At 46.7% G+C, this 23,841-nt stretch carries 20 protein-coding genes and 5 pseudogenes; 13 read left to right on the forward strand and 12 right to left on the reverse strand.

Annotated elements, in window-relative coordinates:
* Window positions 1-49 precede the first annotated feature (49 nt).
* The 6 genes and pseudogenes from istB to GTU79_RS31620 all read right to left on the reverse strand — a co-directional run bounded on the left by istB (window position 50) and on the right by GTU79_RS31620 (window position 9,179).
* A complete protein-coding gene (gene istB, locus GTU79_RS24400) occupies window positions 50-832 on the reverse strand; it encodes an IS21-like element helper ATPase IstB (RefSeq protein WP_162368808.1) in 783 nt (260 codons plus the stop codon).
* Window positions 832-2,011: pseudogene (istA, locus tag GTU79_RS24405) on the reverse strand (IS21 family transposase). The gene istB and the pseudogene istA overlap by 1 nt, the downstream one beginning before the upstream one ends.
* 81 nt (window positions 2,012-2,092) lie before the next feature.
* Complete coding sequence (locus tag GTU79_RS24410) at window positions 2,093-6,496, reverse strand: non-ribosomal peptide synthetase (RefSeq protein ID WP_203524016.1); 4,404 nt, start codon at window positions 6,494-6,496, stop codon at window positions 2,093-2,095.
* Window positions 6,497-7,867: 1,371 nt separating this feature from the next.
* Window positions 7,868-8,352, reverse strand: a pseudogene (locus GTU79_RS31615) (mannitol dehydrogenase family protein).
* Window positions 8,333-8,614, reverse strand: a complete 282-nt coding sequence (locus tag GTU79_RS30805; RefSeq protein ID WP_253073414.1) for a mannitol dehydrogenase family protein — start codon at window positions 8,612-8,614, stop codon at window positions 8,333-8,335. The pseudogene GTU79_RS31615 and the gene GTU79_RS30805 overlap by 20 nt, the downstream one beginning before the upstream one ends.
* 265 nt (window positions 8,615-8,879) lie before the next feature.
* Complete coding sequence (locus GTU79_RS31620; protein ID WP_420854121.1) at window positions 8,880-9,179, reverse strand: hypothetical protein; 300 nt, start codon at window positions 9,177-9,179, stop codon at window positions 8,880-8,882.
* 463 nt (window positions 9,180-9,642) lie between these two features.
* Between GTU79_RS31620 and GTU79_RS30815 the strand changes: the two genes are divergently transcribed.
* On the forward strand, window positions 9,643-9,789 hold the full coding sequence (locus tag GTU79_RS30815) for a DAPG hydrolase family protein (protein ID WP_420854122.1): 147 nt from the start codon (window positions 9,643-9,645) through the stop codon (window positions 9,787-9,789).
* A 548-nt stretch (window positions 9,790-10,337) separates the two neighbouring features.
* Here the strand turns inward: GTU79_RS30815 and GTU79_RS31625 are convergent.
* The 4 genes from GTU79_RS31625 to GTU79_RS24440 form a co-directional block, all read right to left on the reverse strand.
* Window positions 10,338-10,535 carry a 5' nucleotidase, NT5C type gene (locus GTU79_RS31625; RefSeq protein WP_214513444.1) on the reverse strand — a complete coding sequence of 66 codons (198 nt, stop codon included), beginning with the start codon at window positions 10,533-10,535 and terminating at the stop codon, window positions 10,338-10,340.
* Window positions 10,536-11,021: 486 nt separating this feature from the next.
* Window positions 11,022-11,726 (reverse strand): SDR family NAD(P)-dependent oxidoreductase, encoded by a 705-nt coding sequence (locus tag GTU79_RS24430; protein WP_214513445.1) that lies wholly within the window; start codon window positions 11,724-11,726, stop codon window positions 11,022-11,024.
* A 105-nt stretch (window positions 11,727-11,831) separates the two neighbouring features.
* Entirely contained in the window at window positions 11,832-12,773 is a 942-nt protein-coding gene (locus tag GTU79_RS24435; RefSeq protein WP_214513446.1) for a sedoheptulose 7-phosphate cyclase, read from the reverse strand.
* Window positions 12,724-12,966, reverse strand: a complete 243-nt coding sequence (locus GTU79_RS24440) for a hypothetical protein (RefSeq protein WP_214513447.1) — start codon at window positions 12,964-12,966, stop codon at window positions 12,724-12,726. Before GTU79_RS24440 ends, GTU79_RS24435 begins: the two co-directional genes overlap by 50 nt.
* A 303-nt stretch (window positions 12,967-13,269) precedes the next feature.
* Between GTU79_RS24440 and GTU79_RS24445 the strand changes: the two genes are divergently transcribed.
* Entirely contained in the window at window positions 13,270-13,875 is a 606-nt protein-coding gene (locus tag GTU79_RS24445; RefSeq protein ID WP_214513448.1) for an acyl-homoserine-lactone synthase, read from the forward strand.
* A gap of 23 nt (window positions 13,876-13,898) precedes the next feature.
* On the opposite strand, the gene GTU79_RS31630 is transcribed toward GTU79_RS24445, so the two are convergent.
* Together GTU79_RS31630 and GTU79_RS24455 are read right to left on the reverse strand one after the other, a co-directional pair.
* Window positions 13,899-14,264: a helix-turn-helix domain-containing protein gene (locus tag GTU79_RS31630; RefSeq protein ID WP_214513449.1), complete on the reverse strand. Its 366-nt coding sequence runs from the start codon at window positions 14,262-14,264 to the stop codon at window positions 13,899-13,901.
* Window positions 14,161-14,532: an autoinducer binding domain-containing protein gene (locus GTU79_RS24455; protein WP_253073416.1), complete on the reverse strand. Its 372-nt coding sequence runs from the start codon at window positions 14,530-14,532 to the stop codon at window positions 14,161-14,163. The genes GTU79_RS31630 and GTU79_RS24455 overlap by 104 nt, the downstream gene beginning before the upstream one ends.
* A 514-nt stretch (window positions 14,533-15,046) precedes the next feature.
* Here GTU79_RS24455 and GTU79_RS24460 point away from each other — a divergent pair.
* The 11 genes and pseudogenes from GTU79_RS24460 to GTU79_RS24510 all read left to right on the forward strand — a co-directional run bounded on the left by GTU79_RS24460 (window position 15,047) and on the right by GTU79_RS24510 (window position 23,709).
* Window positions 15,047-15,972 (forward strand): annotated as a pseudogene (locus GTU79_RS24460) (hypothetical protein).
* A 138-nt stretch (window positions 15,973-16,110) separates the two neighbouring features.
* A complete protein-coding gene (locus GTU79_RS24465; RefSeq protein WP_203524024.1) occupies window positions 16,111-16,305 on the forward strand; it encodes an AlpA family transcriptional regulator in 195 nt (64 codons plus the stop codon).
* A gap of 16 nt (window positions 16,306-16,321) precedes the next feature.
* Window positions 16,322-16,906, forward strand: a complete 585-nt coding sequence (locus GTU79_RS24470; protein WP_214513451.1) for a DUF2857 domain-containing protein — start codon at window positions 16,322-16,324, stop codon at window positions 16,904-16,906.
* A complete protein-coding gene (locus GTU79_RS24475; protein WP_203524026.1) occupies window positions 16,896-17,105 on the forward strand; it encodes a TraR/DksA family transcriptional regulator in 210 nt (69 codons plus the stop codon). Before GTU79_RS24470 ends, GTU79_RS24475 begins: the two co-directional genes overlap by 11 nt.
* A gap of 444 nt (window positions 17,106-17,549) precedes the next feature.
* Entirely contained in the window at window positions 17,550-17,771 is a 222-nt protein-coding gene (locus GTU79_RS24480; RefSeq protein WP_203524027.1) for a hypothetical protein, read from the forward strand.
* Window positions 17,772-17,874: 103 nt separating this feature from the next.
* Window positions 17,875-18,537 carry a lytic transglycosylase domain-containing protein gene (locus tag GTU79_RS24485; RefSeq protein ID WP_203524028.1) on the forward strand — a complete coding sequence of 221 codons (663 nt, stop codon included), beginning with the start codon at window positions 17,875-17,877 and terminating at the stop codon, window positions 18,535-18,537.
* Window positions 18,534-18,815: a TrbC/VirB2 family protein gene (locus GTU79_RS24490; RefSeq protein WP_203524029.1), complete on the forward strand. Its 282-nt coding sequence runs from the start codon at window positions 18,534-18,536 to the stop codon at window positions 18,813-18,815. Before GTU79_RS24485 ends, GTU79_RS24490 begins: the two co-directional genes overlap by 4 nt.
* A gap of 9 nt (window positions 18,816-18,824) precedes the next feature.
* Window positions 18,825-21,573, forward strand: a pseudogene (locus tag GTU79_RS24495) (VirB4 family type IV secretion/conjugal transfer ATPase).
* A gap of 23 nt (window positions 21,574-21,596) precedes the next feature.
* Complete coding sequence (locus tag GTU79_RS24500; protein WP_203524031.1) at window positions 21,597-22,316, forward strand: TrbJ/VirB5 family protein; 720 nt, start codon at window positions 21,597-21,599, stop codon at window positions 22,314-22,316.
* A gap of 11 nt (window positions 22,317-22,327) precedes the next feature.
* Window positions 22,328-22,576 carry an EexN family lipoprotein gene (locus GTU79_RS24505; RefSeq protein WP_214513452.1) on the forward strand — a complete coding sequence of 83 codons (249 nt, stop codon included), beginning with the start codon at window positions 22,328-22,330 and terminating at the stop codon, window positions 22,574-22,576.
* 93 nt (window positions 22,577-22,669) lie between these two features.
* A pseudogene (locus tag GTU79_RS24510) lies at window positions 22,670-23,709 on the forward strand (TrbL/VirB6 family protein).
* Window positions 23,710-23,841: the final 132 nt, after the last annotated feature.

Raw genomic sequence — 23,841 nt, forward strand, 5'->3', positions numbered from 1 at the left:
TGAAGTGGTGGCCCCTTTTCAACGTTTCCGTTGTCCACTGTTTATCGTTTTAACGTCCGCTCATTATCGCGTCATCTGACGCACTCTTTGCCGATAACATTCCTGCCTTGCGTTTATCTTTCAGCCGGTAACTTTGCCCCTTTATATTGACCGTGGTTGAGTGGTGCAGTAAGCGGTCCAGGATCGCCGATGCCAGCACGTTATCGCCGAACACTTCTCCCCAGTCCACGAAGCTTTTATTCGAGGTCAGTATGATGCTCGCTTTTTCATAACGCCGATTCAGTAGCCGGAAGAACAGGCTCGCCTCTTCCCGCGTCATCGGCAGATAGCCGATTTCATCCAGGATCAACACCCGGCTATAGCTTAACAGTTGGATCTGCCTCTCCAGGCGGTTTTCTTGTTTGGCCTTGAGCAGCGTTGCCATCAGTTTATCCAGCGGCGTGAACAGCACCCGGTGACCGCCATCCGCTGCTTTGACGCCCAGGGCCACCGCCAGATGGGTTTTCCCCACCCCCGGCGGACCCAGCAAGATAACATTTTCATTGCGCTCCACGAACGCCAGTCCCGCCAACTCGCGGATCACTTTGCGATCTATTCCCGGCTGGAAGGTGAAGTCGAACTGCTCCAGCGTTTTTATCCAGGGTAACCGGGCCTGCTTGAGCCGTGATTCCAGGCCCCGGCTACGGCGCCCGTTCCATTCCTGTGACAAGGCGCGGATCAAGAACTCCCGGTAGTTCAGTTCTTCTTTCGTGGCCTGCTCCAGCAGGTTTTCCACCGCGCCGCTCAGATGGTCCATTTTCAGCCGGGTCAGTAGGTTTTCCAGTTCGTTCATCACTGTAGTCCCTCATAGGCATCCAGCGGTCGTTGCTCTACCTGGCAGGTCCGCTGCCACAGCGCCTGGTGATGTTCCGGCACCGTCTGCCATCCGGCGGTGGCCGGTGACAACGGATGGCGGGCGATAAGCTCGTCATTGCCGTAGACGCGTAACTCGTCGTCCAGGGTAATGCGTACCGTAACCTGGCGCCCGCACCAGGCTTCGGGCAGGCTGTAGCGGTTGCCCCGCACGTCGATGTAGCCATCCCAGGCCGCTTGGCGGATATCGTGATAACTCGTATCGAACGGACCGGCGGGCAACGGTTGCAGGGCGGTTTTTTCCGCCTCGAACCGTTCTGCCGGTGTCTGATGGAACTGGCGCAGGTCGCGTTGATCGGCCTCTTGCGCCAGCCACTGGGTCAGGAGCTGATTGACGTGCGCAAAACTGTCGAACCGGCGATAGTGAACGAAGAAGTTGTGTTTCACATAACCCACCATGCGCTCCACTTTCCCTTTGGTCCTGGGCCGGTGAGGCCGGCAGGCGCGGGGGATAAAGCCGTAGTGCTTCGCCAGCGACTGGAAGCCGGCGTTGAAGATAACCTCGCCGGTATTATCGTGTTTGAGCACCGCCGCCTTCTGGTTATCAACCAGCACGGTTTTCACGCAGCCGCCGAAGTAACCGAACGCCTGCACCAGCGATTCGTAAGTGTGCTCCGCATCCTGGCAGGGCGCGGCGAAGACATGAAAGCGGCGCGAGTAGCCCAGCGTATTGACGGCGAAGTTGATTTTACATGGCCAGGCCCGCCACTTCTGCTTCCACTTCACCCCAGTCGTGCTGCAACTGATAACCGGGCTGCGTTTCGAAGCGGACGGTTTCACGACCATGCCGGAGTCGGCGTTTGGGCTGGATATATTCCCGCAGCACGGTGGTCCCGCCACCATAGCCTTGCGCCTTGATTTCCTGGAAAATCACTTGCGCGTTCCAGACATGTTCACTCAGGCGCATATCGATAAAAGCCATGTAAGGTTCAAGTTTGCTCATACGCCGTCGTGAAGACGTCCGGCGAGGACGTTCAGGCTCGGACAGGTGCCGCCTGACCGTGCGTTCTGAGCAGCCAATCTGACGGGCAATGTCGATAATATAAGCGCCATGAATGCGCATTTGTTTTATCATTAGGTGGTCCTCTCTGCTTAACATGGCGCTTCCTCTTTCGGTGTCGGAACCTTAAAGAAAGACCATGTTGGGTGGAGTGGACAACTTTTCCGATGAATTACGACCTTATATCAGCGATGCCGACACCGGAACAGCATCGGCAAGGATGTAAACAAGCCGCTCGCCCGGATAGGCCGGATCGAGCGGCACATAGGCTCCGCCCGCCTTCAGGATCGCCATAAGGCCCACAATCATGGCCGGAGAGCGCTCGACACAGATGGCTACCCGCTGGTCGGGACCTACCCCCAGGTCGATGAGCCGATGCGCCAGCCGATTGGCCTTGGTATTAAGTTCACTATAAGTGAGCGCCTTATCCTCAAAAACCAGCGCCGTTGCCTCGGGACTACGCGCCACCTGCTCTTCGAATAAATGATGAATGCAAAGATGAGCCGGACGGGTCACATCATGAACGTTCCATGTTTTAAGCAATAAGGTACGCTCAGACCTGTCAAGAAGGCCTACTGCGGAAACGGCTTGCCTGTGATCCCTGATCATCTCAGCGAGGACAGTCTTCAGATAGCCCACCTGCCGCTCAATAGTGTTAGCGTCGAACAGTGCCGTCGCATAACCCAGAGCGCCGACAACCCGATCGTCTGCTTCGGCCAGGTTCAGTTCCAAATCGAACTTAGCCACATTATAGTCTGAACGAACCGGGCAGACTTCAAGGTCGGGTAAAGTCCATTCGCCAGCATCATAGTTCTGCCAGGCAAACACCACCTGAAACAGTGGGGTATGGCTCAATCGTCTGGGGGGCTGCACAATCTCCACCACCTGCTCGAACGGCAGATCCTGGCGATCTTGGGCTTTGAGAGCCCTATCGCGCACCAGAGCAAGCAGGTCGGCCACGCTCGGGTTATCACTGAGATCTACCCGTAGCGCCAACGTATTGACAAAGAAGCCTATTAACGGTTCGATCTCGCGATGGCCCCGGTTGGCACTTGGCGCCCCGATCACAATATCGTCCTGTCCCGACAGACGTGATAGCACCACCGCCCAGGCCGACAACAGCGTCATGAACAGTGTCACGCCATGCTGTTGGCTCAGACGCTTGAGAGCAGTTGTCAACTTACCATCAAGTTCGATGGCAACAGAAGCTCCCACGAAAGACTGCTGCTCAGGCCGTTCACGATCTGTCGGCAGGTCCAGCAGAATCGGAGCATCGGCCAGGGTTTGCTTCCAATAAGCGGCCTGCTCTTCCAACCGTGCACCCGATAACCATTGCCGCTGCCAAGCGGCATAATCCGGATATTGGATCGCAAGAGGCGGCAGCGGACTGGGTTGACCCTTGCTATACGCCGTATAAAGAGTACTTAGCTCAGGCAAAAGTATGCCTAATGACCAGCCATCTGAAATAATATGGTGTTGTGTGAGCAGAAACACATGTTCGTCGACAGATGAAGTGAGTGATTGTGGGGAGCCGAGCTGGACCAGGCAAGCCCGGATTAACGGACCTTTGGCGAGATCGAATGGTGCCCGCGCCTCCTCGTCACAAAGCCGGGCAAGCTCGGCGAGTGAATCCCATCCCTGGTATTGCCTATCAGGCAGGTGAATCCGGCGCAACGGCAAGCCCTGCCCGAGAGCCAGCAGATGTACTTTGGGCTCACCCTTGATATCGACAAAGACCGAGCGCAATACCTCATGGCGGCCCCACAATGTATTAAGTGCCTGCTGCAAAGCTGTCACATTCAGCTGGCCCCGCAACCGCAGAGCCAGGGGGATGTGGTAGGCTTCACTGATTCCACTATCAAGCTGGGCCAGGAACCACAGCCGCTGCTGGGCAAAAGATAGCGGCAAAGGCGCATCCCGGGAGATTATACTGATCGGAACACGCACTACGGCACCGGCGTTGCGTTGATTCTCAATCGCTATAGCCAGTGTCTTGAGCGTTGGCGATGCGAATAAAGTTGCAAACGGCAATTCGACCCCAAAGGATGCAATGCGACTGACCAGCCGCACGGCCATAAGTGAATGGCCGCCAAGGGCAAAGAAGTTGTCATGGCGACCCACCCGCTCTATACCAAGCAGCTCTGACCAGAGCGCCGCCAAAGTGGTCTCAATCTTGCCTTGCGGTGCCTCATAGGCCGCATGGACAAAGTCCTCTTCCTCTGGAGCAGGCAATGCCCGCTGGTCAAGCTTTCCATTGAGCGTCAGGGGCAAACTCTCCAGACGCACAAAAGCAGACGGCATCATATAATCGGGGAGACGCACGCCCAGATAATCTCGCAGCGATCCCGCAAGCGCTAAACCCGCCTCTGAACCCGCCTTTTTAGACGTTGAGATATCATTTCCCGAGATCTCTGGCTGAGTTACCACATAAGCGACCAGCCGCTTGTCGGTACCTGCGCCTTGCGCCACCACAACCGCCTCGCGAATGCAGGGATGCTCGGCCAATCTGGCCGCAATCTCACCCGGTTCAATCCGGAAACCGCGGATCTTGACCTGGTCGTCATTGCGGCCAACGAACACCAAGTTCCCGTCCGGCAGATAACGGGCCAAATCCCCTGACTTGAACATCCGCGCGTCGGGCTTGCCGGCGAAGGGATCGGGCAGGAAACGCTCTGCCGTCAGTTCGGGACGGTTCAGATATCCGCGCGCAACACCCGCGCCGCCGATATGCATCTCACCCACCGCCCCCAGCGGGACAGGCTGGCCATGCGCGTCCAGAAGATAAACCGTTAAATCCGGCAAGCGCTTGCCAATCACGCTACGGGCATGTTGAATATCGGATGACGCGAGGGGGTAATAGGTCACATGCACCGTGGTTTCCGTGATCCCGTACATGTTGACCAATTGCGGCGCAGACTCGCCACGCACGGCATACCAGTCGCGCAGGGTAGCTGGCCGTAGCGCTTCTCCGCCAAAGATGACATAGCGTAGCCGGTCCGTTGACGGTTGCATATATTCGATCAAGGCCTTGAAGGCGCTCGGCGTCTGGTTCAAGACGGTGACGCCTTGCTCACAGACTAGCTGGTAAAACGCCTGGGGCGACCGGGCAACGGCATGCGGAACCAACACCAGCTTGCTGCCATACCGCAGGGCGCCCCACAACTCCCATACCGAGAAATCAAAGGCAAACGAATGGAACAGGCACCAGACGTCACTGGCCTCAAAGCGATAGGCGGGGTGCGTCGTGTCGAACAGACGCACAACCTGTGCATGTTCGACCATGACCCCTTTAGGCTGTCCGGTTGAACCCGAGGTATAGATGATATAGGCAAGGTTGTTGGGCGTGAGGCTGCGAACCCGGGGATTTATCACAGACTCCGTCCCCTCACCTGCCGGGGTCTCATTGGGATCGAGAACGGTATAGGCTTGCAACGCTCCTCCCAGCGCCCGGCGCCCGGCCGCATCGGCCAGCACCAGGACCGGAACAGCATCGGCAAGGATGTAAACAAGCCGCTCGCCCGGATAGGCCGGATCGAGCGGCACATAGGCCCCGCCCGCCTTCAGGATCGCCATAAGGCCCACAATCATGGCCGGAGAGCGCTCGACACAGATTGCCACCCGCTGGTCGGGACCTACCCCCAGATCGATCAGCCGGTGCGCCAGCCGATTGGCCTTGGCATTAAGTTCGCTATAAGTAAGCGCCTTATCCTCCAAGACCAGCGCTGTTGCCTCGGGACTACGCGCCGCCTGCTCCTCGAATAAATGATGAATACACTGATGAGTCTGATAGGACGTCTCTGTCACGTTCCACGTCTTGAACAACAATGTGTCCTCAACCCCGGACAACAAATTGAGGCGCGCCACGGGTAGACTCTTGTCGACGTCCGCACTGCGTGTCAGAATCCGCAAATGCTCACTCATCCGCTCGATGTTTTCGGCGTCTAATCGCTGCTCATCATAAATCCATCTAAAGCGACCCTGTGGATCAATCTGTAGCGTTAAAAGAGCGCCAATGGCTTCTTGGTCACTTGTATCATCCACCATTGCTACGCCAATGCGCCACGGTCTAGACGCTCTCAGCTCGGGTATCTCCCGCAAAACCGGATGCTGGCTCGCCATATCGCTTAAAAAACTCTTGTGTAAGGTCAGTTGTTCTACTTCATCCACAATTTGTTTAATGAAGTTTACAAAGGGACCTTCCCATAAAACCTCGAACTCCATCGGCAAAACCGAGGCCCAGAGAGATGCCATGGTCGATTGTGTAGCTGTATCTACCCGCCGCCAGCCGATTTGCAATCGGGACAGCCCCATAAGGCGCGCCAAGTAAATTGCAAAAGCACCGAGAGCTGTCCACTTTTCTCCCCTTACACCACTGTATTGAAGCGGTCCATGCCATAAGCTTGTGGCCCACTTCGGTGCATTCTGCTCTGCCTGCTCTGACGCCGTTTCATAAGGCAAATATAGCGACTGCAAACGTGTCAGCCGCTCAAACCAGAATGTTTCATTTTTATTTTTCAGGATATTTGATTCAGTCAGTTTCTCACCTGAACGTGTAGCTTCATTGAGATACAAATAATCATCCATAGCATCATCCTGCTCATGGTCGGGTGATAATTTGATAACATAAACAAAAAATAAAGAGTATGACGAATGGTCACAGCTGCAAGGACTTTGTGCGCCGTAAAATGATTTTTACGTTATTAATGATCAAATTCCATGTTTATTATCTGTTCAGAACAACATTGTCAGAAGAATGCTTCAATTAGGTAAAAAGCAATCGATACACTGACATAATATTCGTTATGATCTTTAAATGCTTTTTCTTGTCTATTAGGAATAATGCTATGTTTTACATAATCAAAATACAAAAGAACATATATAAATTATCTATCAGCATATTGCAAAATATGTAACAAATTATATCTTTATAGGCATAAATTTAAAATTACAAAAATTGTAGAAATCGGGATATTCAATGAGAAAGTAGCACTGACAGTCACAATTAAATGTACCTATCGGCATTTATGATATATATTAAAATCTACAATTATAGGAAAAGTGCTTACACTTGAATCTCAAATAAAGATAATACAGTAATGATCGGATTATCTCGATCTGTGCAGGCAGGATTATGTAGCGCCTTATCACTTGAGAAGCCATAAAGCTGTCTGAGGTGATTTCAAGTACTGATGCTAAAAGTAAAAAATTGATTATTTTCTTGTGCGGAAACTACGGACTGAGTCCATAAAATAGCGCCTCGATAAGATCGATAGTCGCCATTATTTAATATCAGCGGCCTTTGACTGTAGTTTGTTTCAGTATTTTGCGTCGCACTGAGAACCTATGCAAAATCGCTGGCGCAAACAGTTGCAAAGAGTGCCCCGGGCCGTAGATGCCAGACCAGAACCCTCGCCCTCCGGGGTTACGCGAAGCTAACCGGGTGCCGGGCCGTACGCCCGCAGTCTGTCAGTTGTCTCGTGTCACGGCAATTAGCCAGTCATTCTTGACCACCAAAGCCAAAGAACTGCACCCGTTGATGCGCTAACATGGGCATCCACTGTTTGCCAAGCTTTCAAATGGTGACGACACAGACTAGGTAAAGATTGCCCTCATACATCAAAACTTTATGGGAAGCTATACCTCTCTGAAGGAAATAGCTGACTTGGCTTTTAACGCCACCAAGCGCTCGAAACGCCAGTGAGAAGGCAGAGTGAACGGTTCAAGCGAAAGCAGATCCTTGACGATCTGCTTTACCTACGTAACCTGGATTTGCATTTGCATTTGCATTTATTGCTCTTTCCAACTGACGCTCCAAGTTCGGATTCTATTCAATAATTTTTATTCTTGCTAACCCTCTTAATAATATTTTTTGTTCATTATCAGCCATAATATGCAATTTCTCATCCACTTGATATAACGCATTACGCAGATCATCAAGAAATGTAGGGTTTTCACTCAGAGAACCAAACAGATTTTTGTCTTACTAAATAGAGCAAGAGGGTCTTCGGAACTAAAGATAACTTCAAAATTAACTTTATTTAAAGCACGATCTTGATATTCGAATATTAAACTACCGCAAACACATTCCTGCATGAATCTGAAATATAGAGCCGGGAATATTAACGTAGCTTCAGGCTTGATTCCTTTATCATAAAGAGCTTTTATAGTTGGTAATAGAAATTCATTTATCTTGGCTATACTATCTGACGAGACCCGTTGATTAGTATCACGAATCGATTTATTACTAAATCTTTTAATGTAACATCACAATAATTTTCTAAATTGATATTAGTTGATGACAAAACTGTCTTAACGTCTTGCAGTATATAATCGCGGACCCATTTCTGAACATCAGGTAGAAGACTTTCATCTACATAATGTTTGCCAAGAAGTGTACCAGCCCATGCAACGCAACTATGGCTAGCATTTAAGACACGAATTTTGCTTCTTCATAAGGTAGGACATCATCAACAAATTGAACTCCCACTTTTCAAGTTTAGGACGTGGAGTGATAAAGTTATCTTCTATTACCCATTGAGAAAATTCCTCACAAGAAACCGGGACATTGTCATTTTGAATTACATTGTTTTCTAAACGATCATAAATATCATCTTTAAATCTAGGTGTGATGCGATCTACCATGCTATTTGGCGTACTGATATTATTCTCTATCCATTTCGAGAGGTTAGGATCTTTTTTCATTAACAAACTCATTGAATCCCTGAGAGAAACGTGAACCATTACTACGCAAATTATCACAACTTAGCAACGTTATCGGTCCACTATTATTTATCATTCTAATTTGCATAATTTTAAATAGCACACCATATAATGTAATTTGGTCTATATTTTCAGCCAAGTCTGACTGAATCGAAGGATCTGTGATATCAAGATGACCATCTTCACGCAGATAATATCCACCTTCAGTAACAGTGAAAGAAATAATTTTAGTCTCCTTTTTGAGCCCTCAAAACTGTATTTTCAATCCTTCATCCCAAAGAATAACATTATCGATACAATTAATAATTTTATATTCAAACACCCCATTTGGAGATATCATTTCAAGTGTGTAGAGACCTTTCTGATGGAAAAGATGCTGCAAAATACTTTGTGTGAATTCACTATTCCGAATATTTGCTAGAGAAATCGACCATTCATAATTTTTATTTTCTTCTGCCTTCAACTTGTTGATATACCAACATTGATGCGCTCGATGGAACGCACTTGCACCAAGATGTAACCAGATAAAATTGAAATTTTTGTTCATTTAATACTCCTTAAAATATTAAAAATAAGGCTATCGATACGAAGGAAAAATGGCAGCTCACTTCAAAGAAGTTATATTATCAGGTTAAGAAACGATCAACTATAATTCATGGAAATAGTCGATCCGAAAACACTAATAACAGTAGATAACATGATTTTATTAATAAAATGTAATGTTATTTACTCACATAAAGAAAAGCAAAGAGTTTAATCATGTAAAATATAGACCAAAAAATTTTGTCCTTTTACTTCATCTCAAGGCTATGAATAAACAATCATTAAACCAGAGCTAAAAATCAATAGAGCTAACTATCATTTATAATTGATTAGGTTTTATGATAATATATTACTCAGCGATATTAATAAATAATTGTAATATGTAAACTTAACCAAGTTTGCTAATTCTACTTAGAAAAAGAGGTGAACATGTGCATACATGATGATGATAGAGAAATAGATCTTCTTTGAATCCAGCCCCACTCAGACTTGAAATGGGAGTAACACATACCTCAGATAGTCGCTTAGTCGTTGCTGTAAGAACGGACTTGCAAGGATGCACGGGTGAAATGTTAGATTGGTGGTTTCGTTTTTTGTACAATCGAACATTTTAAATGGTGGCATCCTTCTGATCATAAAATATTTTACGGCTGGGATGATAAATGGATTCAGGGAGAAAACTTTATCGGTGCCACGGTACATATTGTGCAAAAGTTAGGGACATAGCACCATTATCTACGAAAATTAAATTTTGCCATCCTGAAAAATTTTTTCTGCAAGAAAATTGATTGAATCTCATAAAATAAATGGGTATCTGCTGTGATTTGTGGATATATTGGTTTAGGGAATAATATCATTCTTGATGAACAGAATAACCCACTAGACGGCAGGATTATACATTTAGCCCGAGACACATCATGGGGATGTGTACTTAGAAGTAGATATATTATGGGCGAAACATCCAACAAAAATAGTTTTTTCTGTCGCTAAAGATGATCCAGAGAACCAAAAGCTGATGGAAGAAATTGGTCTTGGTTTGATGCATCATTGTTACTGTGAATTCGTATCACTTTCCCATTTTTGCCTTCACTCTATTACGGTGAAAATGCAGAACATGTGGACGCTCCGAATCAATGGTAATATAATGATATAATTAACAATTTTATTGTTCTTCGCTAACATTAAAATAATGTAATATTTCAACCCAATTATTGAATCGTGGTGTCCAATCTACCAATGAATTTTGTGCAGATGTAAATAATAATCCCTTGCCGCTGAACCGTTGGAAGTGGCGAACATTATCATCAATCAAGTAGTCTGCATGGATGATACTTTTATCACCACAGAATACGATATTCAAGGGGTCTATAAAGGAAAATTCTCGCGTAACCAGCGGAATTTATATTCACACGAATTTGGGAATTCCATCGCAGCAGTAGTCAAAAGATCTCAAAATGCTTCGATAGCACCTTTAAGGCGGCTTTCGCACCATTCATGACCGGTAGTGTTCCGAAAAATTTTCCTTCAGTAAGCAGTTCTTCCATTTTTGCTACATGTTCAGGGGCAAAAGATCCGTAAAGCTTTTACCAGTACAATCAGCAACCGAAATGTTATAGTTATAGGTTTCATGGAACCAAGCCAGCAATGCTGGAAATGTATCCACAATGACTTCATCCATATCAATGGCTATGCGAACCATGTTTCCCCACTTATTTAGTACTATATATAGCTAATAATTTAAACACTCTTTCCAACAAAAATCAACTACGTAAATACCTGCGCTGCTAAAACTGTCAAATAAAACCTACCCTTTACTAATTCAGGTTCTAGTGTTTGATTATTTAATCTAAGAAATAATCTTACATTTTGTATGATGTACTTGAATGCTAATGGGATGAAAAAATTCAATAACACGAAGCTCCGCCATCAATTCCAATAATCTGTCCATTGATAAATGCTGCCTTAGAAGAAAATAAAACATCACAGTTTCAGCAACTTCATCAACTGTTCCGATTCGGTTCAAAGGAATTCGTGACGGCCAAGCATTTGCATCCGAATTATCAATAATGCTACGTTGATACATTTCAGTATCAATAGGTCCTGGAGAAATACCATTGACTCTTACACCGGCTGAACCGGCCTCAAGTGCAGCAGCTTTTGTTAACATCACTCCCGCTGCTTTGGAAGAAGCATAAATACCCACATCAGGAAATAATAATCTCAATGCATGTATTGAATGATTGTTTACTATAACTCCTTTCTTTGCATGGATCATATATGATAGCTGAAAATGTAGATTTGCCCATAAACCGAACACATTCGTATTGAAACATTTCCGCACCATATTGGCTTCTATATCAATTAAAGATCCTCCAGCAGAAACACCTGCATTGTTAAAGGCATATGATAATTCTCCCTCATTAAAAATAAATTTATACTCTCGTTCAACGGCTTCGTAATTAGTAATATCAACACAACGGTATAGGCATTTTCCGGAAGCACTAGCCAATGAGTTTTCGAGTAATGTACCCGCCTCTTCCTCTCTCCCCATGCATAGACCCGCCAGCCTTTATTTGTAGCATGACGAACAACCGCAGCACCGATTCCTTTGGTACCTCCCGTAACTAATAAGGTTGGCTCTGTTTTATTCATAATATCACGCCTGTTTTTCATCCATATCAACGATCGCCGAGTAGTTTTGCAGCGATTTTGAAGCATTACGCATTTCTTCCTCAGTCAAATCGTTGATAAATACGGCCTCACCGAGCGTGCACATTAAAGGTAAATTCTGGTTCCCATCGCGATGAATTTTCGTATCGTCTAGTGCTGCTAAAACGAGCTTTTCATCAGAAAATCCACGGTGATAAAGAGGAAGACGCAGTTTTTTTGCAATATCGAATATTTTATAAACTTGATCTTCATTAAGCATATTTCGCTGTTGTGATAAAATTGCAGAATAAAGGCAATCAACCGCAACAGCCTCACCATGCAATAATTCATCGATATATGTCATTTCAATAAGTGGACTAAAAGAATGACCATAATCTACAATCCGTTTTAGATTATGCTCCCATAGGTTCGGGGCCAATTCTTCCGACATCAGCTCTGCAGCAATATAAATTATTTCACTTATATAACTATTAGTTTCAAATCCTGATTTGAAAAACTTCTCCCCATGTGCATCAAGTAAATCCAATAAATACTTGCTTTTGATGAGTGCAATCTTGAATACCTCAGCAAGTCCATTTGAAACATGCCTAACCGCAAGAGTATTTAAAAACCCCGGATACAAAAGTGTATTGCTCGCGGGATGGAAAGACCCCAGTCTATTACGAAAACCAAAATGATTTACGGCTGTTTTCGCGGCTACACTCACATCAACCATCCCTAACAACGTTGTAGGAATACGAATATATGGAATTCCACGGCGATATATGCTGCATGCAAACCCCACAAGATCGCACGACACTCCACCTCCCAGGACAATAGGTGGGGAGGATCTTCGCTTAGTTCCTGTCTGGTTAAGTAATTCAGTTATGCGAATAGCATTAGCAAGTGTTTTTCTCTTCACCAGCAGTAATATTATGAGTGTGAACATTCACTCCAGATGAACGAAGCCCGTCAACAAGTGCATTTACATGCACTTTTGGTAATCCTTCATCAATAAACATATATATTTGTCGTTGGTTAGCATAAATTTTAGTTATTGCAGACAATAACTTATCGAAAGTTTCGTGCAACTCTATGTTGTATATGACATTCTGTTTTGCATCTATTTCAATTCTCTTCATCTTTATTCCTCCTTCAGTTGAAACTGATAAGCACACTAAAGAGAGAGCATGTGTTTATAAAAAGACTTTCAATACAGCTAGTTATCACACTAATACGAGTAAAGCATCAATCTTTAATTAATGAGTTAGAATTATGTTTTAAATTTTAGTTACCATTCAAATTATTAGTTACTTTTCTATTTAGATTGTTATATGACGTATACAGCAATAATGCAACCTGTCACAATTGACAGGTTGCATTATTGCCTCTTTTAGCTTAAGCAATATAGTAATTTATGAAATATCAACATTAAAAGGGTACTTATGAACATTAAACTGTGCACCATTGATGACGTAGTACACAGAACTTATTTTTTCGAATATAGATATGAAGTTTTTTCAAAACGTTTGAACTGGAATGTTCCAGTTCATAATGGCAAAGAATATGATCAGTATGATACTAAAAATGCCAGATATATAATAATATTTGATAATTATGAAATTATCGCTAGTGTAAGGATGATTGAAACCAAATATCCACATCTTTTTACTGGTTCTTTTCACAATTTTTTTTCATGCAAAAATTATGCACCTATTGAAGCCACGCGTTTTTTTGTGCGGAAACACTCAAACTATAATGGAGTACCGATTTGTCAAATTTTATTTTCTGCAATGATCGAATATTGCTTAAGAAAAGGATATAATTCCATTATGGCTATTGTAGGAGCTGGGATGGATAAATTATTAAATAAATATGGATGGAAACATAGCATCGTTGAAAAATGCATTATAGAAAACAAACCTACGTATTTGATTAATCTTCCAATTTCATCAGGGATTTGCAATTTAATAAAAGAAAAAGCCTCTTTAGATTCCAGTAAAAAATTATTTCTATTTATCAAGAAGACCATAAATCGCAGCTTTAGTTAAGGCGTATTTAGTGTTATTCACATTCAATTTTTTAAAATATTAACCAGATGAAACCTGACCGTTCTTTCACTTATATCACATATTATTGAAGTCTCATAGTAAGTTTTCCCTAACCCCAACCATTTCAAGACTTCTCGTTCTCGCGAGGTAAGTTTGATGTTATAACTTTCTTCATGCTCTGACGTTATATCTTCCTCAAAACATTTCAAAAGTATCATTTGAATTTTATCTTCCTTTTCTCTCAACTCTTTAAAGAAATCTTTACTGCTATTTGTATTACATATACTAAAAAGAAAATAATCCATCACTACGATGGGCAACAAAGCATACCCCATGTAAAATAGAATACTCTTTTGACTCTTGGAATATGTTGTGATATTCGCCACCATCTTTATTCCATGAAAATGGAGATATTTTATATTTCGCTTTTTGTACGACAGGATCAAAAAAATAATATTGTTTCTTTAAATAAATGTCTAACCATTGTTTTGGATATGTCGATATTAATTTAGCACTTTGATTGTTATTGCTCATCCTCAAATAAGCATATGTTTCTATGCAATTAACTTCCATTTCATTTTTAATTAACTCTCCAAGACAATCTTTAGCCACAGTCGTGACCAATTTATCATCCAAATAATAATGTTGGTTATTCATAATTTAACCCCACATTAATCTCTTATTTTAATAATTAACTTATATCAGGAGAAGATTCAAATATTTCTTATCTAAAATAATTACATATCATTTCAATTGTTTACATATATGGTTAAACTTTAATCACATGTTAAAAGACACATACCGCAATCCATAATATATAAGGAATAGCTATAAAGTCTGAATATTTTAGAACTGCTCCGTATAAACATTATGATCTAGTAAATACATTTAACAACTGATACCGCACTATTTTCTGTTATCAGATTTATTCTATTTGCGAAACAACTAACAACACGACTGCCGAAAGTAATATTTATAATTTTAAAAAAGAAATGATGAAATATAAACCTTATTTTTTATGCCATTCCATTAATTTGAATGACGGGTTTTAACTAACACTACTCTCTTACCGGCTAGTAATTTCCAACATTTAAAACTCTTAATTCATTAACGCAGAAAACCCAAAAATCTTTTGGCGCATGAGCTTTCGCTAAATGAAAGGAGATAAATTATGGCAAATAATAATCTTACTTTTAGTATTCTTAACGAAACACCAAATTGGATGACCATACCCGAGGCCGTTGATATAGCCAGTAAATCAACAAACATTACAATAACGCCGAGTAGCATTTACCGTAATGCGTTGTCCGGTAAAATCTCTCTCTCAATCTATTTCCAATCCCCCTACATATTACGAAAAGTCAGATTATCGGGTTATAAGATAAAACTTCGTCCAACAAAAAACTCTTTAATTGATCGACTATGCCTGCTTGAAAAGAATTGTTTCATTAAAGGACGAAATTTAACTATCAGCACTGACGGCGAATATTTTCTCTCTACACACAGGATTGTTGACACACCTTTAATAGGATACGAATATATTTTGGTACAGCGGTTACTGGCCCGTACTCTGAACATCCCATCCCCCATAAATGGAGCATATAATATCAATTATGGTATTTCAGTCAATCTTTTCGGGGAGACATTTCAAATATTCGAAAAAACAACCTGGAATGAAAGAATAAAACAACAACTAATCCATCTCCCAGAAAATACCGTTCTAGAAATAGTAAAAATATTTCATCTGAAATAAATGATATATACCACCAGGAATATTATTTTCCACTGCATAACTTACCACAGGACGCCTGTTTCGTCATCAGACATGCTGAACTTGAGAAGCTAATGCATATTCTAGTTAATAACAAAGCCACCGCATCATCTTCAACTCGGATATCCACGCCCTTATCCCGCCTGTTCTGGCTTGCCTGTAAACATAATGAGACTATCAGCCCGTTAATCAGGCAACCATATAAATTGCTGTCCATTTTTGAACAATGGGCATCCGATGAGGGCATTACCGATCGACTTAGCGGTGACACGCTGAAAACTGCGCTTGAGCGCGGTTCACCCACATCTATCTCGGTACAAAATTAAAATGTCTTCCATTCGACATGAAAACCCGTATTAAGGACGGCGAAACCCGTAATACGGGTTCATTCACTTCCCCCTAGTCCTTCCTTGTGTTTTTTTGTCATCTCCGGGGCACACCCCATTTCTGCGCTGGAGGAAGTTATGACATCTCATCAGCTATTACGTCTGAAACAGGTTGAAGAAAAGACCGGCCTGAAGCGCTCGCAGATTTATCTGTATATGAAAAGCGGCAACTTTCCCCGTTCAATCAAGATTGGTCCGGCCAGCGTGGCGTGGCTTGAATCTGAAGTTGACGAATGGATCAACCTCAAATTAGCCAACCGCTTAATGCGTTGAAGGGAGAAACAGAATCATGATCCCGTCTCTGAATTTCGCTGTATTAACCGACGCCCTGCACGCCCTTAAGGAAGGCAACATTCGCCACTGCGAAGCGCTGGGTTTCACTTTCGACGAAATGAACGCCCTCAATCATCTGTCCCTGGATGAGCTGTTTATCATCAGCCGCGCATCAGCGCAGTTTATGGCTGTCACTGTCCATCATGACGCTTTACATCAAATCCTGGCATTATCGCGTCAGGAAGTTCAGCGCCAACAACAGATTAACCGGGCCATGACGCTGGGCGGTTCGATTGCTCTGCTGAACCAGTATTTTGGCCTCACCTCCAATGAAGTCTGCATCCGTCGCCGGTTGCTGGGGATCACTATCCCACATGGCCGGACGCCCATACCAGATGAAGAGACCGATGCCGAGATCTGGCGACAATGGCAGAAACGCCATCCGGGAAATATCGCATCGCTCGACGCGCTGGATGTCATGATGCGGATCGCTGAAGAGTTGTCCTCACAGGGGAATGGTCCGTCCCTCACCGCCGTCTTGAACCGTATTACGCTTTGTGAAAAAGAAGCATCGGACAGGAGGGCATCGCATGCCGGATGAAATCGATCGCGATCAGGAATTTAATGAACAGCGTCTGGAGGACATGATTGAGCAGAACCGTTTTAAATCGACAACAACGCCATCATTGCCCTACTGCCGCCTGTGTGGTAAGTCCATACCCGATAAGCGGCGTCAGACTTTGCCGGGCGTGACAACCTATATTGAATGCCAGACAGCACTTGAACGCCATCAACGCTGAGAATACGACGCCCTGCGTGCGGAGCGATATTCTTATCCGCACGCTTTTTATTATCTGCCTAAATCACTATGCATATTTGCATTGGTTAAAATACAAATAAATATGCCAGAATATTTAAGACACCCCCTTCACTCAAGGATTAAATCAAATTCAAACACGGTTAATTCCCCGCTATTTTTCTCTTATTTCCCCGTTTGATTTTATTGTTACCCGCCTGGATCAGAAAGCGCACCCTGACCACGCCATCATTCGCTGGCAGGGCTTATGGACGTTTATTCGTCCGGGCTGGGTATTCGCTCTTTGATAACATGGGTCGGGCTGTCACGTAACCACAATTCAGGGTGCCGCTGAATGTCCTCGCTGACCCGTTGAAACCGGAATGCAGGATCGGGATGTGATTCATTTATTTAATCCACTGCTGTTTATTCATTCAAGGAAAATGAGATGCGAAAACCCATCTATCTCGCCTATGTCACCCAGGAAAGCCAATCTGATCCACAGGGTGACAAAACCACGTACTGGACGAAAGTCGGCGTGGCGTTTGCTCATAACGGCAAACCCGGTCTTAACATTGTGCTGACGCCCGGCATCGCCGTTTCCGGCAAGCTGGTACTCCTCGAACCCAAAGACGATATGGACGCACCGCAGGAAGCCCCACTCGGTTAACGCCAGGGTTCACGATCAACCTCGATACGTTCCTTTCCTCGCCCAGCACCGTGCTCTGCCAGACGGCTGCACGTGTTGCCCGGCTAACTGTCCTGAGGCCACCATGCTTTCCCCCACCGCCTTTCTGGCGGCGGCCATGCAGTGCGCCGCCAGTGTTCATCCGTCCACATCGTTCGATGTCGCCCGCGTCGAATCAGGTTTTAACCCTTACGCCATCGCGGAGATTGTACCCAAGAGTGAAAGAGCGCCCGGCAGCAACGACGTTATTTCTCACCAGCCCGATAACAGGGTAGACGCTCTTCGCGTCGTCAACAGACTGGCGGCAAAAGGCCGCCGCTATTCGGTCGGGCTGATGCAAATCACCAGCACCAATTTCCGTCACTACGGCGTCACTGCCGGTGACCTGCTTGACCCCTGCACCAATCTGTCCGTCTTTGAGCGCATCCTCACCGACTGTTACCGGCGTGGCGGCTCCCTGAAACGCGCGCTCAGTTGCTACTACTCCGGCAATTTCGATACCGGCCAGCAAGAGGAATCCGCCTTTAACCAGTCCAGCTATGTGCAGCGTATTGGCTACGTCGTCCCGTCAACACAGGAAGATAAACAACACCATGCCGTCGTAAAAGCGGGACCGGAGATGCGTTATCCCGCCACCGTCCTGCGCGGTGACATTGCCGACAATTCCACACCACCGCAGACAACCCTGCGCTACCCCAACGCCGTTATTCGCGGCGATTTACCCGTCCCTGCTCTAGAGGAGAAATGAGCATGCAAAAACGTCAATACTGGCCTGCGGTCGCTTACCTGTTACTCGCTTCCCGCGTGCTGGCGGCGGACAGCGGATTTGATAAAGCCAGCGATACGCTGAGCAACACCTCCACCGGCCTGCTGGGGCTGGCCGCCGTCACCATCACGCTGGCCACCATGTGGATTGGCTACAAGGTGCTTTTCGACGGCAAGAGTCTTTCCGACATGCGCAACGTCATTATTGGCGCCATCCTGATTGTCGGCGCGTCAGGCTTCGGGGCCTACTGGGCGGCGTAGGGGGAACGAATGACTACGCTGAACAAGGCGCTGACGCGCCCCGCCGCCATCATGGGCATTCCCATCGTGCCGTTCGTTATCGTCAGCGGGACTATCGTCCTGCTGTCGGTCTATCTCAGCTATTACCTGGCATTGCTGCTCATACCGGCCTGGATAGAAATGAAAGCCAAAGCGCGAACGGATATCCATTATTTCGGTCTGCTCTGGCTGGCGTTTAAAACCCGTGGACGGTTTGCCACCAACCGGCATTACGGCGCGAACGCTATGCCGGCCCAATCGCTATGATGCCGTCGATGTTTCGGAGTTCACCATTAAGATGAAGCTAAACGAGCGCATCACGCTGGATAAATACATTCCGTATTCCTCTCATATTCACCCCCAGGTGATAAGGAACCGCCATGGCGACCTGGTTGCCACCTGGGAACTGGCTGGAGCCGTATTTGAATGCGAGGATGAACACCACCTGACCTTTGTGGCAACCCATCTCAACAATGTTATTCGTTCGTATGAAGGGCTGCCGGTCACTTTCTATATTCACCGCATAAGAGAGCAATACCTGGATGCGTTTGAGGCCCATTCGGGTATTCCCTTTTCCGATGAGGTCTTAGCGCGTTATTACCGGCCGATTAAAGAAAAACCCTTCTGGCGGCACCGGCTGTTTTTCACCGTCTGTTATGCGCCGTTCTCGCGGCTGGAGAAAAAGGTCATGAAGAGACAGCCGGTCGGGAAAAGGCACGCCGCACTGGATGACGCCCTGAAAGCGATGCTGGAGCATCAGGAGGCGTTGACTTCCGCCCTGTCCCGCTATATGGCGACCCCACTGGGGGTTTATGAAGAAAATGGGCGGGTGTATTCCTCACAACTGGCTTTTTATCACCGTCTGATGACCGGCCAATGGCAAAAGGTGGCGGTGACCCGCTCACCGTTTTACGACACGCTCAGCACACCGGATGTCTTCTTTAGTACCGATACCGCCGAGTGCCAGACGGTCGGCGGCTCCCGTTTTTTACGCAGTCTGGAAATCAAGGACTACTCGCCCCAAACCCATACGGGGTTACTGGATGCGCTGCTGTATGCCGAAAGCGAGTATGTCCTCACGCAATCCTTCACCTGCATGGCGCGGGATGAAGCGCAAAATCACATCCGGCTGGCGGAAAAGCGACTGAACTCGGCGGATGATGACGCCCTTTCGCAGCGCGAAGAGCTGATTGTCTTGCGTGACCTGCTCCAGTCCGGGCATATATCGTGCGGGAAATACCACTTTTCCCTGCTGGTCTCCTCAGACAGCGCCGACCGGGTGGTAAAAGACACCAACGCGTTGGCCCAGCCCTTTGCCGACCTCGGTATCATGACGTCCTTGTCCACCCTGTCATTACCTGCCGCCTATCTGGCGCAGTTGCCGGGGGTGTATACGCTGCGGCCCCGGCTGGTTGCCGTCAGCAGCCAGAACTATGCCGATATGGCGAGCCTGCATAACTTCCATCCTCACAAACGGGACGGCAATCCCTGGGGCGAGGCCATCGCCATCCTGACATCACCGGGCGGCGGTGGTTATTACCTGAACCTGCATGACAGCCAGGCCGGGCGGGATGATTTTAATGAAAAAACACCGGGCAATACGGCGATTATCGGGAAAACAGGGTCAGGCAAGACACTGCTGATGACGATGATGCAACAATTGATGCAGAAGTACCGCAACCCGGCGACATTCTCCGCGTCGGCCACGATTAAACGGCTGACCACCGTTTATTTTGACAAGGACCGGGCAGCAGAGATGTCGATACGCCAGATGGGCGGGCGTTACTTCCGCATCCGGACCGGCGTCCCCAGCGGGTTTAATCCGTTTTCACTGGCGCCGAGCCGGCGCAACATCAGCTTTATTAAACGGCTGGTCCGGATGCTGTGTCGCCGTAACGGCAATCCGCTCGACCCACGCGACGAAGAGCGTATCAGCACCGCCGTGGATACCATCATGCTGGACTACCCGCCGGAATACCGCCGTTATGGCATCACGCGGCTGCTGGAAGTGCTGCCGGAGCCGCCGACCAAAGACGCCCGCACCAACGGGCTGCGCATCCGGCTGAAACAGTGGGCACAGGGCGGCGAATTCGGCTGGGTATTTGATAACGAAGAAGATACCTTCACAATCAGCGACATCGATAATTTTGGTATCGACGGCACGGAATTCCTGGACGATGACGACATCCGCGGCCCCATCACTTTTTACCTGCTGTACCGCGTCACCAGCCTGCTGGACGGACGCCGCCTGGTGATGTTCATGGATGAATTCTGGCGGTGGCTGTCCGACGTCGAGTTTTCCCGGTTCTCGCTCAATATGCTTAAAGTCATTCGCAAGCTCAACGGCATTTTTGTCCCCGCCACCCAGTCACCCGATGAAATCGTTAAGCATCCCATCGCCCCGGCAATCATTGAGCAGTGCGGCACACAAATCTTTCTCGCCAATCCAAAGGCCAGCCATGCGGATTACGTGGAAAAAATGAAAGTGCCGGAAAGCGTGTATGACATCGTGCGCAATCTTGATCCGGGCGAACATTACATGGTGGTACTGAAAACGCCCCTGCGCGCCGGTGAAACCCGGCCTTTCGTGTCGATGGCAAAAATGGACCTATCGGGCCTGGGGAAAATCACCAAATTGCTGAGCGGGAGTGAAGACAACCTGAAAATATTTGACGCCCTTTATCAGGACGGCATGACGCCAGAGGAATGGAAAGAGGCATTTCTTGAACAGGCAATATAACATTCACACCGGAGATAAAATCAATGCGTACCCGATATAGCATCCTGGTGTTATCGTTGTTTATTTCCGCCCCATCGATAAGCGCTGGAATTCCGGTTTTCGATGCCGTGCAGAATGCGGAATCCATTACCCAGTGGACTGAAAAACTCAAGCAATGGGAAGAAACCGTGACTCATTATAAAAGTGAGATTAACGCCTATAAGCAGCAGTTAGCCACGGCGACGGGCGTACGGGATATTCAGGGTTTTCTCAGCGACGCCAGAAGCCTAAAAACGGATATTGATGCGCTGCGAAAGAATGGCGTTTCGCTGGATGACCTGCTCACCAACCAGAACGGTTCATATTCCTCTGAACTTCAGAGCCTATATAATAAATATAAATCTTTCGATGCCTGTAATCAGTCCAGCACGTCACAGAGTTACCTGGCAAGCTGCAAACAAATCGTTCTCAACCAGGCGGTGTCCATTGAGAACACCAGTGATGTGGAAAACAGGATCAACAGCACACTCAGCGATATATCAGACTTATCTGACCGCATAACGAACGCTCAGGACACGAAAGAGTCACAGGACCTGGCTAACGCCGTGGCGGCCAAAAGCGTACAATTAAGTGCGCTGACCAGCCAGTGGGAGATGTCTGTCAGGCAGTCTGAACAGCGAACAAAACTGCTGGAGCAGCAGAGACAGAAAGCCTTTGAGCAGCAGCAATTAACAGCACCGGTTGCTGATCTGAACACTATATAGGGAGCTTAAACATGTCTAAATCCTTATTAACCTTATTCGTCGCCTCAGGCGTCATCGCATTATCCGGTTGTAAAGAGACAAAATCCGAAGCCTGGTATAAGCAACATCCGGATGAGACGTATACAGTTTATACGCAATGCCTCAAAGATGGCGAGGCGAGTGATAATTGCGAATTTGCCCACAGGGCAGCCATTATGTACGCGCAAATAGGCAAGCCAGGGATAAAGGAAAATTCGAAGAACTTTTCAGCAGGAAGCTAAAAAATAAAATCCGTTACCAAGTAATATCCCGCCAGTAAAACAGGGACGCTTCCTGTTTTTATTCCTGTCTATTACTATATCAAGCGAGGCATTATGTCCGGTGGTATTTTTGTTGGCATGGACAAAAACATCATGGATGGACTCAACGCCGTTTTAGAAGGTCAGTATTCCACCTACGGCTCGATGATAAGCATTATAGTTGTCAGCTCTTTCACCTTATTCATCGTTTATCGGGGTATCAGACGCTGGGAGGTAAATTACAAACCCCAGTTGAAGATGTCGTCTGGGATGTGGGCCGGATGTTGCTCATTACCACCTTTGTGTTAAATCGCGATAGCTGGCTGGACGCCGTGATCGCGGCCATCGAAGGACTTAAGGATGGCGTAAGTGGCGATGATAATGTCTGGGTCCTGCTCGATACCGTGTGGGAGAAGGCGCAGACGCTGGGGCAGACATTGTTTAATCTGGATACCTCCACCTATGTCCAATTGAGCGGGGGCTTCGCCGAAGTGCTGGTATGGGGTGGCGCAATCGTGCTTTTACTTGCAGCAACGTTTGTCAACCTGCTCGCCGAAATCACCCTACTGTTAATGACTACCACTGCCCCCCTGTTTATTTTCTGTCTGCTGTACGGTTTCCTGAAGCCCATGTTTGATAACTGGCTAAAAACCATTTTTACGGCGATATTGACGATCATGTTCTCTGCCTTATCCATCCGGATCGCCATCAATTACCTGAATAATATACTGGATGCCGCTATAGACACCTCTAGCAACAGCAATATGGTGACGCTGGCGGCGCAATGTTTGTTGGCCGGGATCGCGTCGGGAGTTGTCGTTTATTTCTCCGCGAAGATTGCCAGTGCGCTGAGTGGCGCAGCTGTCCAAGCCACATTACAGGGCGCGGTGATGAGTGGGCTGGGCGGACTGGTCAGTAAGTCTGCTGATGCGGCCAGACCCGGCATGAAGGCCGGAGCGGCAGGAGCTAAACTGGCGGCGAAAGGCGGCGTCAGTGCTGCCGGCGCAACAGGCAAACTCATCGCCGCCGGCACCGGCAAGGCCCTCTCTGCATGGCAAAAACGCGCCGCCGCCATCGAGAATATGAAACGTTTTAATCAGCAGCGTAACCGCTAACTCCTAACTGGATTAAGCCACCATTCAACCCAAAACTTTCCAATAGCAGAGCATGACTAGACCTGGCAGGCTGCTAAGGGCGTGAAGCAGACGTTTTCCCACTATCGGCTCGTTAGGTCATGAGGAGATGGT

The sequence above is a fragment of the Sodalis ligni genome, from assembly GCF_016865525.2.
GTDB lineage: Bacteria > Pseudomonadota > Gammaproteobacteria > Enterobacterales > Enterobacteriaceae > Acerihabitans > Acerihabitans ligni.

Bases quoted from the DNA above. Each gene is read 5' to 3' on its own strand.
- GTU79_RS24480 (WP_203524027.1), top strand. From the start codon at position 17,550: ATGCGAAAACCCATCTATCTCGCCTATGTCACCCAGGAAAGCCAATCT.
- istB (WP_162368808.1), bottom strand. From the start codon at position 832: ATGAACGAACTGGAAAACCTACTGACCCGGCTGAAAATGGACCATCTG.
- GTU79_RS31630 (WP_214513449.1), bottom strand. From the start codon at position 14,264: ATGGTGGCGAATATCACAACATATTCCAAGAGTCAAAAGAGTATTCTA.
- GTU79_RS24430 (WP_214513445.1), bottom strand. From the start codon at position 11,726: ATGGGGAGAGAGGAAGAGGCGGGTACATTACTCGAAAACTCATTGGCT.
- GTU79_RS24455 (WP_253073416.1), bottom strand. From the start codon at position 14,532: ATGAATAACCAACATTATTATTTGGATGATAAATTGGTCACGACTGTG.
- GTU79_RS24470 (WP_214513451.1), top strand. From the start codon at position 16,322: ATGATCCCGTCTCTGAATTTCGCTGTATTAACCGACGCCCTGCACGCC.
- GTU79_RS24465 (WP_203524024.1), top strand. From the start codon at position 16,111: ATGACATCTCATCAGCTATTACGTCTGAAACAGGTTGAAGAAAAGACC.
- GTU79_RS31620 (WP_420854121.1), bottom strand. From the start codon at position 9,179: ATGAACAAAAATTTCAATTTTATCTGGTTACATCTTGGTGCAAGTGCG.
- GTU79_RS24445 (WP_214513448.1), top strand. From the start codon at position 13,270: ATGAACATTAAACTGTGCACCATTGATGACGTAGTACACAGAACTTAT.
- GTU79_RS24490 (WP_203524029.1), top strand. From the start codon at position 18,534: ATGAGCATGCAAAAACGTCAATACTGGCCTGCGGTCGCTTACCTGTTA.
- GTU79_RS24485 (WP_203524028.1), top strand. From the start codon at position 17,875: ATGCTTTCCCCCACCGCCTTTCTGGCGGCGGCCATGCAGTGCGCCGCC.
- GTU79_RS24505 (WP_214513452.1), top strand. From the start codon at position 22,328: ATGTCTAAATCCTTATTAACCTTATTCGTCGCCTCAGGCGTCATCGCA.
- GTU79_RS30805 (WP_253073414.1), bottom strand. From the start codon at position 8,614: ATGAAAAAAGATCCTAACCTCTCGAAATGGATAGAGAATAATATCAGT.
- GTU79_RS24435 (WP_214513446.1), bottom strand. From the start codon at position 12,773: ATGTTCACACTCATAATATTACTGCTGGTGAAGAGAAAAACACTTGCT.
- GTU79_RS24440 (WP_214513447.1), bottom strand. From the start codon at position 12,966: ATGAAGAGAATTGAAATAGATGCAAAACAGAATGTCATATACAACATA.
- GTU79_RS24410 (WP_203524016.1), bottom strand. From the start codon at position 6,496: ATGGATGATTATTTGTATCTCAATGAAGCTACACGTTCAGGTGAGAAA.
- GTU79_RS24475 (WP_203524026.1), top strand. From the start codon at position 16,896: ATGCCGGATGAAATCGATCGCGATCAGGAATTTAATGAACAGCGTCTG.
- GTU79_RS24500 (WP_203524031.1), top strand. From the start codon at position 21,597: ATGCGTACCCGATATAGCATCCTGGTGTTATCGTTGTTTATTTCCGCC.